At 67.8% G+C, this 11,117-nt stretch carries 10 protein-coding genes and 2 pseudogenes; 5 read left to right on the top strand and 7 right to left on the bottom strand.

The features are described 5' to 3' along the window. Nucleotides 1-392: pseudogene (locus G412_RS39540) on the bottom strand (globin domain-containing protein); the annotation flags it as partial. A 430-nt stretch (nt 393-822) separates the two neighbouring features. Then, nucleotides 823-1,455, bottom strand: coding sequence for an HAD family hydrolase (locus tag G412_RS0102735; protein ID WP_028810724.1), 633 nt, complete (start codon nt 1,453-1,455; stop codon nt 823-825). Between the two features lie 176 nt (nt 1,456-1,631). Between G412_RS0102735 and G412_RS0102730 the strand changes: the two genes are divergently transcribed. Next, entirely contained in the window at nt 1,632-2,504 is an 873-nt protein-coding gene (locus G412_RS0102730; protein WP_028810723.1) for a GNAT family N-acetyltransferase, read from the top strand. 27 nt (nt 2,505-2,531) lie between these two features. Here G412_RS0102730 and G412_RS32995 read toward each other — a convergent pair. Together G412_RS32995 and G412_RS0102720 are read right to left on the bottom strand one after the other, a co-directional pair. Next, a pseudogene (locus G412_RS32995) lies at nt 2,532-2,717 on the bottom strand (heme-binding protein); the annotation flags it as partial. A 57-nt stretch (nt 2,718-2,774) separates the two neighbouring features. Continuing rightward, nucleotides 2,775-3,992, bottom strand: a complete 1,218-nt coding sequence (locus G412_RS0102720) for an MFS transporter (RefSeq protein ID WP_028810722.1) — start codon at nt 3,990-3,992, stop codon at nt 2,775-2,777. A 136-nt stretch (nt 3,993-4,128) separates the two neighbouring features. Here G412_RS0102720 and G412_RS0102715 point away from each other — a divergent pair, with 136 nt between their 5' ends. The 3 genes from G412_RS0102715 to G412_RS32990 all read left to right on the top strand — a co-directional run bounded on the left by G412_RS0102715 (nt 4,129) and on the right by G412_RS32990 (nt 6,229). Continuing rightward, entirely contained in the window at nt 4,129-4,587 is a 459-nt protein-coding gene (locus tag G412_RS0102715; protein ID WP_028810721.1) for a MarR family winged helix-turn-helix transcriptional regulator, read from the top strand. 36 nt (nt 4,588-4,623) lie between these two features. Continuing rightward, nucleotides 4,624-5,055, top strand: a complete 432-nt coding sequence (locus G412_RS0102710) for a GNAT family N-acetyltransferase (protein ID WP_028810720.1) — start codon at nt 4,624-4,626, stop codon at nt 5,053-5,055. A 115-nt stretch (nt 5,056-5,170) separates the two neighbouring features. Next, the gene (locus tag G412_RS32990; protein ID WP_037647323.1) at nt 5,171-6,229 is read left to right on the top strand and encodes a restriction endonuclease; all 1,059 of its coding nucleotides are present in this window, start codon (nt 5,171-5,173) and stop codon (nt 6,227-6,229) included. Nucleotides 6,230-6,347: 118 nt separating this feature from the next. Here G412_RS32990 and G412_RS0102700 read toward each other — a convergent pair whose 3' ends face one another. Together G412_RS0102700 and G412_RS0102690 are read right to left on the bottom strand one after the other, a co-directional pair. Beyond that, nucleotides 6,348-7,727 (bottom strand): serine hydrolase domain-containing protein, encoded by a 1,380-nt coding sequence (locus G412_RS0102700; RefSeq protein ID WP_028810719.1) that lies wholly within the window; start codon nt 7,725-7,727, stop codon nt 6,348-6,350. A 119-nt stretch (nt 7,728-7,846) separates the two neighbouring features. After that, nucleotides 7,847-8,284 (bottom strand): VOC family protein, encoded by a 438-nt coding sequence (locus G412_RS0102690; RefSeq protein ID WP_028810718.1) that lies wholly within the window; start codon nt 8,282-8,284, stop codon nt 7,847-7,849. A 326-nt stretch (nt 8,285-8,610) separates the two neighbouring features. Between G412_RS0102690 and G412_RS0102685 the strand changes: the two genes are divergently transcribed. Next, the gene (locus tag G412_RS0102685; protein ID WP_028810717.1) at nt 8,611-9,177 is read left to right on the top strand and encodes a dihydrofolate reductase family protein; all 567 of its coding nucleotides are present in this window, start codon (nt 8,611-8,613) and stop codon (nt 9,175-9,177) included. A gap of 226 nt (nt 9,178-9,403) precedes the next feature. On the opposite strand, the gene dnaB is transcribed toward G412_RS0102685, so the two are convergent. Continuing rightward, nucleotides 9,404-10,879: a replicative DNA helicase gene (gene dnaB, locus G412_RS0102680; protein WP_078606735.1), complete on the bottom strand. Its 1,476-nt coding sequence runs from the start codon at nt 10,877-10,879 to the stop codon at nt 9,404-9,406. Between the last annotated feature and the right edge of the window lie 238 nt (nt 10,880-11,117).

The following is an 11,117-nucleotide window of genomic DNA, read 5'->3' as shown; positions in this document are numbered from 1 at the left end:
GGGGCCGGGGTGGCGGGGGCCGTGTGCGCCTCAGCCGCCTGCGGATCGGGGGCGGGCGCTTCGCGCACGGGTGCCTCGGCCACGGGAGGCGCCTGGGGCGCCGTCGGCGCTTCGGTCCGGGGTTCGGCAGCCGGGTGGGGCAGCGGGGCGGCCGGGGCAGGGGCGGCGGGCTGGGGGCGCGAGGCGCCGGTGCCCACCGGGCGTATCGCGGACACGGAGCGGCTGGGACGGGTCGCGCCCGCCCCCGGTATCCGGTCCTGCGCCGGGTCCGTGCCCTGACCGGGCGGCTGCTGGGATCCCGCGCCCGGCTTTCTGCGCGGCTTGAACCAGCCGCCGCTCTCACTCTCACCGGAAGTGCCGTTGCCGGCCGACGTGGTGGTCGGAGCGTCCATAGATGTGCCTCGCCTCGAACAGCTTTCGGTCGGTCTGTGCACTTCCGGGACCGGAACGTGCCCTGGTCTTCCCCGCTCTGCCTCAGGTCTGTGCTTCAGGTCTGTGCTTCAGGTCTGTGCTTCAGGTCTGTCGACCGCCCACACTAATCACGCCGCTGGCCCCATTTGGGGCGAGGCGGACAAGTGTGACATTGCCCGCACTTTCCGTTGTCGCAGCATGCCAGGCACCACTCCCGCATCGGACAAAGACCAGGAAGTCCGGGCATGCGAACCCGTCTTCTGGTTAGGCTGCTTTTGCCCCATGCCTCACCGAGTAAGGACACCGGCAGCAAGCCGGAGTCGACACTACCGGCGGTAGCCCGGCACACAAGCCCCCTGCCACGGCTACCCGCACTCGCAGGTTCCCGACCGTTCTGCGGCCAATTCCGAATTACCGGCCGGACCGCACCAGTTCGTATGCCTCACGCAAATCACCTCCCTGATACGCAAGCGCGGCAATTTCCGACACATGGTGATCTGCGTTGACCGCCACCGAAAGTGGCACCGCCGCAAAGATCTCCGCGTCCGACATCGAATCCCCATAAGCCACGCAGTCACTCCTCAGCAGCCCGAACTTTTCGCAGAGCAGATCTGCGATCTTCACCTTCGCGGCCGCGTTCAAAATCCCCGCCCGCTCCACCGGCTCCAGGAAGGGCACCGCCGGCCAGCGCGAACCGTGCGCCGCATGCGCACCCCACGCCAGCAGCCGCTCCACGAAGAAGTCCGGCGACAGGGAGATCACGGCGCAGTACTCACCGCGCGAGCGGATGTCCGCCCACACCTCCTCGATGCCCGCCAGCCAGGGCGCCCCCTCGAAGGCCGCCTCCACCTGCGCCTCGGTGAGCTCCCCCCACAACTCCCTGGCCCGTACGGCGAACTCGTCGGGCGCCAGGGCCCGCAGCAGGAAATCCCGCTCCAGCTCGGCGATCTCGGCGCTCACCCCCAGCTGACGGGAGATCTCGACTGCCGCCGCCGAGCCTCGCATCAGCGTTCCGTCGAGATCAAAGAGGTGAAGTCGCGTCATGTACGCCGAGGCTAGTACGCGCGGTAACTCCCTCTGTCAGGCACCGGACCCGCCCCTCACCAGACACCGTGTTTCACGTGAAACCACTCACCCGCGGCGGTCGGCGTCGTCCAGCGGCCACCTCCCCTTCACGTAAAACGGTGGACGGGCGATCGTGCGTCAGCCAGCCTGATCCAATGCCGACTTCCCTCGCCGCTCTGCCCATCCGCCGTCTGACCCCGGCCGATCTCACCGCCTGCGCCGACCTCGCGGAAGACCGGGGCTGGCCACGCGAAGAGCACAGATGGGGACTGCTGCTGGCAGCCGGCACCGGCTACGGCATCGACGCCCCCGAAGGCAAAGGCCTCACCGCCGCCGGCATCCTCACCTCGTACGGCCAAACCACCTCGTACCAGCCCGGACTCACCGCGATCGGCATGGTCCTCGTCGCCGAACGCCACGCACGGCAGGGCATCGGCCGCCACCTGATGCGGCACCTCATCGCGGAAGCAGGGGACACCCCGCTCACCCTCCACGCCACACCCCACGGCCTCCCGCTCTACGAAGAGCTCGGCTTCACCGTGACCGGCAGGGCCGAAATGGTCCGCGGCCACTTCCGGCCCTCCGGCACACCGTCCGGCGTACCGACCCGCCCCGCCACCGCCGACGACCTGCCCGCCATCCTGCGCCTGGACGCCGAGGTGTTCGGCCTGGACCGCACCCACATGCTCACGCGGCTGCCCGCCTTCGCCGACCAGATCCGGATCGCCGAGGACCAAAGCGGCATCACCGGATACGCCGCCGCCTGGCCCAATATGCAGACCCATGTCGTGGGCCCGCTGATCGCCAGGGACACCGAGACCGCCAAGGCCCTGATCGCCTCACTGGCCGCCGGTACGGACCGCCCGCTGCGCACCGACATCGACGTACGGCACGAGGAGCTGCTGGCGTGGGTGAAGGCGCACGGCCTGGAGCCGGTCACCTTCAACACCGTGATGACCTACAAAATCCCCGCCCTCCCCGGCGACTGGACCCGCCGCTTCGCCCCTCTGACGATCGCGGCGGGCTGACGTCGGCGGGCCCGGCCCTCCTCCCCGTTACCCGCCGAGCGCCTCGACCGCGGCGGTCGCGAAGCCGTGGTCCTGATCGGGCGCTCCGCCGCCCACACCGACCGCCCCGATCAGGCGGCCGTCACGGTGGACCGGCACGCCGCCCGCGATGAACAGGAGCGGGCGGTCGAGCGCGGTCGGCAAAGTGTGGAAGAGCCCGCCGGGCCGCACCGCGCGGGTGCGGGTGCGGTGGTGCTCATGGGTGACTCCTCGAATGATCGGTGGGGTGATTCAGGGACGTGCGGCGGCAGCGGTGACAGCGGCCGGCTCCGGGGCCGATCCCGTGACGACCCGGCTGCGGGCATCCGTGCGGCGCTCCAGGGCACTGGACAGGAACGCGAGGCCGAGAGCCGAGGCGGCGAGCACCGCACCGACCCAGTTGGGCGCGGTGTAGCCGAGGCCGGCCGCGATGACGAGGCCGCCGAGCCAGGCGGCGAGCGCGTTGCCGAGATTGAACGCGCCGATGTTGACGGCGGAGGCCAGGGTGGGGGCGCCCGCCGCCTGGTCCAGGACCCGCTTCTGGAGCGGCGGAACCGTCGCGAAGCCCAGCCCGCCGATCAGCACGATCGTGACCGCTGCCGCGATCTGGTGGTGGGCGGTGACCGTGAAGAGGGCAAGGATCACGGCGAGGGCGCCCAGGGACACGTACAGCAGCGGCATCAGCGCGCGGTCCGCGAACTTGCCGCCGATCAGGTTGCCGCCGACCATGCCGAGGCCGAAAAGGACGAGCAACCAGGTGACGGACCCGGCGGAGTAGCCGGCGACGCCCGTCATCATCGGCGCGAGGTAGGTGATCGCGGCGAAAACACCGCCGAAGCCGAGCACGGTCATCGCCATGGCGAGCAGAACCTGGACGTTACGGAAAGCGGCGAGCTCATGGCGCAGCCGCACGCCCTCGGGCTTCGGCGTCTGCGGTACGAGACGGGCGACGCCCGCGAGACCGAGCACGCCCAGCGCCGCCACCGCGGCGAAGGTGATGCGCCACCCGTAGCTCTGGCCGACGAACGTGCCGAGCGGGACGCCGACGACGTTGGCGACGGTGAGGCCGGTGAACATCATCGCGATGGCGCCGGCCCTCTTCTCCGGGGCGACCAGGTCGGCCGCGACGATCGACCCGATACCGAAGAACGCCCCGTGCGCGAGGGACGCGACCACGCGGCCGGTGAGCATCACGCCGAACGACGGCGCGAGCGCCGAGAGCAGATTGCCCGCGATGAACAGCCCCATCAGCAGCATCAGCATGCGCTTGCGGGAGATCCGGGTGCCGAGGACCGACATCAGCGGAGCACCCAGCACGACACCAAGGGCGTAACCGCTGACCAGATAGCCGGCGGTGGGGATAGAGACACCGAAGTCGGCGGAGACCTCAGGCAGCAGGCCCATGATCACGAACTCTGTGGTGCCGATACCGAACGCCCCGATGGCCAGGGCGAGGAGGGCGAGTGGCATGGCCAGACCTTCCAATAGATTGCACATGCACTTTACGAGCGCCCACAATAATTGCAGACGCGGGCTATATGCAAGCGCGGTCTATTGCGTACGTCGTCTACCCTTGGCTCAAGCAGCTCCGGAAGAGGAGAGATCCATGCCAGCCACAGACCCCGCACTCACCGCGCTCTCCCAGGGCTGGTGCGCCCTCTCCCTGCTGCACGGCAGGATCGACGCCCACATCGAAAAGGCCCTTCAGAGCGGCCACGGCCTGAGCGTGCGCGAGTACTCCCTCCTCGACGTCCTCAGCCGCCAGCACAACGGCCCCGGCGGACACCTCCGCATGCAGCAGGTCGCCGACGCCGTCGTACTGAGCCAGAGCGCCACCACCCGCCTGGTCACCCGCCTCGAAGACCGCGGCCTGCTGACCCGCTACCTCTGCGACACCGACCGGCGCGGCATCTACACCGACGTCACCGAGGCCGGCCAAGCCCTGCTCACCGAAGCCCGGCCCACCAACGACACCGCCCTGCGCGAGGCCCTCGACGAAGCCGCGAAAAACCCCCAACTCGCACCGCTGGTCAGGGCCGTAGAAGAGCTACGGGTCCCCGCGTAACCGCCCAAGCTGCGGAAACTGCGTAACCTGCGCCCCATGAGCGATCTCGAGATACGCCCCGCAGCACCCGGCGACCTCCCGGAAATCGTCGCCATGCTCGCCGACGACCCCCTCGGCGCCCAGCGCGAGTCCCCCGACGACCTCACCCCGTACACCACCGCCCTCACCCGCCTCGCAGTCGTCGCCGTACGCCAGGGCCGCGTCGTAGGCACACTCCAGCTCACAGTCATCCCCGGACTGTCCCGCCGCGGCTCCACCCGCTCGATCATCGAAGGCGTACGCATCCACGCCGACGAACGCGGCAGCGGCCTCGGCACCCAGCTCATCGAGTGGGCCATCGCCGAATCCCGCCGCCAGAACTGCCAGTTGGTCCAACTGACCTCCGACCACACCCGCACGGACGCCCACCGCTTCTACGAGCGACTCGGCTTCGAAGCCACCCATGTCGGATTCAAGATGAGTACCTGAAAACCGTTTCTTTATCCGATTTGACTCGTTGCCCCAAGCAAGTGGGGCGGCCGTATGTCCGGATCCCGTCCCCACACTCGAACGGGCCCCAAAGGCCCAGAAGGAGACGAGCCGGATGGTCAACGAAGTGGCCCTGCTGGAATCCAGGACCCTGCGCAACAGCGTCGCTGAACGCACGGAAGCGCTCGACAAAGTCAAAGCGCTCACACTGCTCCCGGACGGGACGCATGTGACAACGCAGATGGTCGCCACCTACTTCGAGGTGGTCGAGACCACCGTTCGCAGCATGGTGAGCGACCACCGCGAGGAACTTGAGTCAAACGGCTACCGCCTCGCGACCAGCGAGGAGGCTCGTGCCTTTAAGGCACTAGCCTCCGTAGACCGCTTCACGAGCAAGGTCGGACTGTTCACGAGAAGGACCGTGCTCAACGTCGCAATGCTGCTGCGCGACAGCATCGTCGCACGTCAGGTGCGTACGCACCTGCTCGACGTCGAGGAAATGCAACGCTCGCAGCCTGTGGATAACTTTGTCCACAGGCTTGCCTCGCTGCTCGACGAGCACATCACCGAAGTCCTCGACCAGCGCCTGGCTACGCACAGCGAGAGGGAGGTCGCCGAGATCGCGGAGGGCGTCTGCCGCACCACGATCGGCCGCACCGTCGTCCCACTGCTCAACGCCGCGGTCCAGAACGACGGTGAGCACCAGGGCCGCATCCAAGCGCTCGAGGAGGAGGTAACCCACCTCCGGCGGGTACTGCGCGAACGCGAGGCAGCCGGATCAATGGGCGCACTCGACGCCATGAACCCACGCCAGTTCGAGCAGCACATCGCCTGGCTCTGCCGACGCGACGGCTGCGACCGCGTAACGGTCACCGGCGGCCACGGCGACACCGGCGCGGACATCGTCGCCTACACCCCCGACGGGCGGCGCATCGTCGTTCAGTGCAAGTCCCGCAACCCCGGATCGACCATCGCCAGCGGCGACGTCCAGCAATTCATCGGCATGGCCAAACTCGAATACAACGCCGACATCGCACTACTCGTCGCCACCTGCCCGTTCACCCGAGACGCCCTGCTGCTGGCCGCGCGCCACGACGTAACAGCGGTCCACCGCGGCCTGCTCGAAGCATGGAACAACGGAGCCAAGCTGCAGATCCTCAACAGCGTGTCGTAACGGCACTCTGCCGGAACAGCCCACACAGCGGGCCCGAAGTCGCAACCACAACTTGCGGCTTCGGGCCCGCTCGTACTCTACCCGTGCGCCACCCGCACACCCCGTTCCACGTGAAACATCACAACCCCCGCCAGCCGCCTTCGTCCACCCCACCAGGAACCGCGTCCCCCGGCTCGTACGGCTCCCGCGTGAAGACGAACGACCCCAGATCAAGATGGCTCACCGAACCGTCCTCCCGCCGCACCACCCGCAGAGTCTCCCCCAAGTAATAACCGTCGAGGCCGGTCCAGGTGCCGTCCGGCCGGGCCGCGAAGCGTGAGCCCCGGCCGTTGCCCCGCAGCGGCTGAAGCTCCAGGCCCCGGTCGGCGGCAAGGAAGAGGGCGTACGACGACGTGCCCCAGAACCAAGGGCCCGTCAGCTTCAGCAACTCCTGGTCCACCTCCGGCAACGGACGCCACGGCTCCGGAACGCGCGGCTCAGCCTCAACAACGATGCGGATCAGGTCGGCCGCAACCGCCGGAGCGGACACCCCCGACGTGGCGTTGACGAGCGCCACCGCGGCCACCCCGTCCTCCACGCTCACCCACAGACCCGCCACAAAGCCCGGCAGCGACCCCGTGTGCCCCACCAGCGTCCGACCGCCGCTCTCAACGATCTGCAACCCCAGCCCGTAGCCCCCGGCCACCTCCCCCGGTCCCGCAGGAGCAGCCGACGTACGCATCTCCCGTACGGACTCGGCGCTCAGCACCTTCGCATCACCTGCGGCAAGAAACGCGGCGAAACGGCAGAGGTCGGCAGTCGTCGACCAGAGCTGACCGGCCGGAGCCATCAGCCCCAGGTCCACCGCCGGTTCCGGCAGCATCACATCCGCCCACGGATGCACCGCCCAGCCCCCGGCATGCGGAGCCACGGGCTGTGCGCTCGTACGCCGCATGCCCAGCGGCTCAAGAACCTCCCGCCGCAGCACCTGCGCCCAGGACTCACCCCGAACCACCTCGACAAGCCGGCCGAGCAACGTGTAACCGGGGTTGGAGTAGTGGTGAACCCGCCCAGCCGGATGCATCCGCGCCTGCTCACCCAGCACATCGGCCAGCTCGGGACGCGAAGTGCCCGGCGTCCGCTCCCACCACGGCGCCGGCGTCTCCGCCGCCAACCCCGCCGTATGACTGAGCAGTTGCGCAACAGTCACCTCACCCGCAACCCCCGTACCCGGAAGGTACTTCTCCAGCGGATCACCGAGGTCGAGCAGGCCCTCGTCACGCAGCCGCAGCACCAGCACAGCGGTGAACGTCTTGGTGATCGAACCGATCCGGTACTGCGTATCCGCATCCGGCCCATGCCCATCGACACAGGTACGGGAACCCGTCCACACCATCTGCCCGTCGCGCTGCACCGCGGCGACCAACGAGGGCGCCCTGCCCTCGGCCTGAGCGGCGGCGATGCGGTGCAGGAGGGCGCGTTGCGTACTGGGAAGCAGCTCTTCGAGCGGAGACATCATGGTCAAGACCTACCGGCCCCACCCCACCCCCGTCGACCTCTTTCTCAGCCTCCGCGTCATCCACTGCCGCTTGTCTTGACCCATGGGGACAGAACAACGACACGTTCGCGGCCCGGCCTTCAGTCGAGACAGAACTCGTTGCCCTCGATGTCCTGCATCACGAGGCACGACTCGTTTTCTTCATCGGCAGTCAGCAGTCGCACACGTAGCGCGCCGAGCGCGACCAGTCGTGCGCATTCGGCCTCAAGTGCGGCCACGCGCTCTTCACCCACAAGCCCGACGCCGACCCGCACGTCAAGATGCAGCCGATTCTTGACGACCTTGCCCTCGGGAACGCGCTGAAAGAACAGTCGCGGGCCCACACCCGAGGGATCAGCGCACGATGCGAACGCCGGCCCCTGCTGCTCAGGCGACAGCGAGCGATCGAAATCGTCCCAGGTAGTAAACCCCTCCGGCGGCGGCGGTACGACGTACCCCAACACCTCGGACCAAAAACGAGCGACGCGCTCAGGTCTTGCGCAGTCGAAGGTGACTTGGAACTGCTTGATCGATGCCATCGGTCCACCGTAGTGGCGCGTGCTGTTCGCCGAGACCTTAGGGCGCCTCTTTGCAGATGTAGGGTCTCGCCGCTCGTGACATGTCGATCTTGCGTGACCTGGGCGTTCTTGGCTGTCTCACGGCCTTGTCACCCGTGATCAGTCTCAAATCCGTGGCATTTCCTCGCGAGGGCGAGGTCGAGATCAGCCGGCTTGCCCGTGTCGGCCGAGTGCACCACGCTGAGCCCCGAGCACGGGGACTACCGGCGAGCCCAGATCGCGCACCGATGAGTTTCCCGAGCCGCGCTGGTCTATACGCCGGACACCCACGGACGGAAGGCTGGGCCATGCGGAAACTGATCTACGGCATGAACCTGACTCTGGACGGCTACATCGCCGCGGCCGGCGACGACATCGCCTGGAGCGGACCGCCGAGCCACGAGCTGTTCCAGTGGTGGCTCGACCACGAGCAGGCGAGTGGCCTGTCGCTGTACGGGCGCAAGCTGTGGGAGACGATGAGCTCCTACTGGCCGACCGGCGACCAGCAGCCCAACGCCACCCCGGCGGAGATCGAGTTCGCGCGGAACTGGCGGGACACGCCGAAGGTGGTGTTCTCCTCGACGATCGACAAGGTCGACTGGAACACCCGCCTGGTCACCGGCGACGCGATCGCCGAGATCACCCGGCTCAAGGCCGAGGACGGCGGCCCAATGAACATCGGCGGCGCAACGCTTGCCGGGGCGGCCATGCGCGCCGGGCTGATCGACGAGTACGTGATCGCCGCCCATCCGGTCCTGGTGGGCGGCGGCACGCCGTTCTTCACCGCGCTGGACAGCTGGGTGAACCTGAACCTGGTGGAGACGCGGACGTTTCCCGGCGGCGTGGTCCTGACCAGGTACGAGACGAGGCGCTGAGCAGCTTCCCGCTGTCTCGCGGCTTGGATGGGAGTTTCCTCTCACCGTCGTGGCATTTCCTCAGCCCGGATCGTCTGGGCGGCTGCGGCGACGCGTTTCCCGAATCGGGTCAGCTTCAGAGCGAGCAGAGTGGGCTGGGGAGTCTCAGATCCGTGGCCAGTCGGCCACGGGTTGACCAACGGCCGTGAGATTCGGCCACGCCGTCTGAGATCCCACATTCAGAGCCTCAGATCTGTGCCATGTCCACAAAGCGCGAATAGTGCCCCTGGAACGCCACCGTGATCGTCGCCGTCGGACCGTTACGGTGCTTGGCCACCATCAGGTCCGCCTCGCCCGCTCGCGGCGACTCCTTCTCGTACGCGTCCTCACGGTGCAGCAGGATCACCATGTCCGCGTCCTGCTCGATGGAGCCCGATTCACGCAGGTCGGAGACCATCGGCTTCTTGTCCGTACGCTGCTCGGGACCACGGTTCAGCTGCGACAGCGCGATCACCGGGAGTTCGAGCTCCTTCGCCAGCAGCTTGAGGTTTCGGGACATGTCCGAGACCTCCTGCTGACGGCTCTCCGCCCGCTTCGAACCACCGGACTGCATCAGCTGCAGATAGTCGATGATCACCAGCTTCAGGTCATTGCGCTGCTTCAGACGACGGCACTTCGCCCGGATCTCCATCATCGAGAGGTTCGGCGAATCGTCGATGTAAAGCGGCGCCTGCGAGACGTCCGGCATCCGGCGCGCGAGCCGCGTCCAGTCCTCGTCCGTCAGCGTGCCCGAGCGCATGTGGTGCAACGCCACCCTGGCCTCCGCCGAAAGCAGACGCATCGCGATCTCATTGCGCCCCATTTCGAGGGAGAAGATCACGCTGGGCAGGTTGTTCTTGATCGAACAGGCTCGCGCGAAGTCCAGCGCCAGCGTCGACTTACCCATGGCAGGACGAGCCGCGATGACAATCATCTGGCCGGGGTGCAGGCCGTTCGTCAGCGAGTCGAAGTCCGTGAAACCGGTCGGCACACCGGTCATCTCACCCGTGCGAGAACCGATCGCCTCGATCTCGTCGAGCGCGCCCTCCATGATGTCGCCGAGCGGCAGATAGTCCTCGCTGGTGCGCTGCTCGGTGACCGCGTAGATCTCGGCCTGGGCGGCGTTCACGATGTCGTCGACATCGCCGTCGGCCGCGTATCCCATCTGCGTGATCTTCGTGCCCGCCTCGACCAGCCGACGCAGCACGGCCCGCTCATGGACGATCTCGGCGTAATACTCCGCGTTGGCCGCCGTCGGCACCGTCTGCACCAAGGTGTGCAGATACGAGGCGCCGCCGACCTTCGTGATCTCGCCGCGCTTGGTCAGCTCGGCGCCCACGGTGATGGGGTCGGCCGGCTCCCCCTTGGCGTACAGGTCGAGGATCGCCGTGTAGACGGTCTCGTGGGCAGGGCGGTAGAAGTCGTGGCCCTTGAGGATCTCCACCACGTCGGCGATGGCGTCCTTCGAGAGCAGCATGCCGCCGAGAACGGACTGCTCGGCATCGAGGTCCTGAGGGGGTACTCGCTCAAAGGCAGGAGCCCCGCCCTCCCAGCCACCCGTCTCACCGCCGCGGTCATGCTGCTCGTCGCGGCCCTGGCCCTCGCCGCGCCGCCGACGGGAGGGCAGACGGTCGCCGGGACCGCTGTCGGCCCAGGGGTCGTCCAATGGCTCGGAAATGCTCACCGGGCCACCTCCTCCCGTCCGCTGCGCGGACCTCGCTGTGCCACTCTTTCTTACGGCACGGCTCTGACAAATGAGACGCCCGACTCCGGTTCCGGCGCATCGAGTTCGACGAGCTTCCGGGGCCGGAACGGAAGGCGGGCGCCGCACCACGGTAGGCCCGCGGGCACCGTCAGCCAATCTTGTTATCCACAGGCTGTGTGGACGAAAGACCAGTTGCTGTGGAGAACTCCACAGAACC

Source organism: Streptomyces flavidovirens DSM 40150 (assembly GCF_000429085.1).
GTDB classification, from domain to species: domain Bacteria; phylum Actinomycetota; class Actinomycetes; order Streptomycetales; family Streptomycetaceae; genus Streptomyces; species Streptomyces flavidovirens.
Note: the sequence above shows the minus strand (reverse complement) of the source record. Positions and strands in the feature narration are given on the sequence as shown.

Excerpts from the sequence above, each read along its gene's own strand:
- G412_RS0102710 (WP_028810720.1), top strand. The coding sequence starts at position 4,624 with ATGAGCGATCTCGAGATACGCCCCGCAGCACCCGGCGACCTCCCGGAA.
- G412_RS0102720 (WP_028810722.1), bottom strand. The coding sequence starts at position 3,992 with ATGCCACTCGCCCTCCTCGCCCTGGCCATCGGGGCGTTCGGTATCGGC.
- G412_RS0102685 (WP_028810717.1), top strand. The coding sequence starts at position 8,611 with ATGCGGAAACTGATCTACGGCATGAACCTGACTCTGGACGGCTACATC.
- G412_RS0102690 (WP_028810718.1), bottom strand. The coding sequence starts at position 8,284 with ATGGCATCGATCAAGCAGTTCCAAGTCACCTTCGACTGCGCAAGACCT.
- G412_RS0102700 (WP_028810719.1), bottom strand. The coding sequence starts at position 7,727 with ATGATGTCTCCGCTCGAAGAGCTGCTTCCCAGTACGCAACGCGCCCTC.
- G412_RS0102715 (WP_028810721.1), top strand. The coding sequence starts at position 4,129 with ATGCCAGCCACAGACCCCGCACTCACCGCGCTCTCCCAGGGCTGGTGC.
- G412_RS0102735 (WP_028810724.1), bottom strand. The coding sequence starts at position 1,455 with ATGACGCGACTTCACCTCTTTGATCTCGACGGAACGCTGATGCGAGGC.
- G412_RS0102730 (WP_028810723.1), top strand. The coding sequence starts at position 1,632 with ATGCCGACTTCCCTCGCCGCTCTGCCCATCCGCCGTCTGACCCCGGCC.
- G412_RS32990 (WP_037647323.1), top strand. The coding sequence starts at position 5,171 with ATGGTCAACGAAGTGGCCCTGCTGGAATCCAGGACCCTGCGCAACAGC.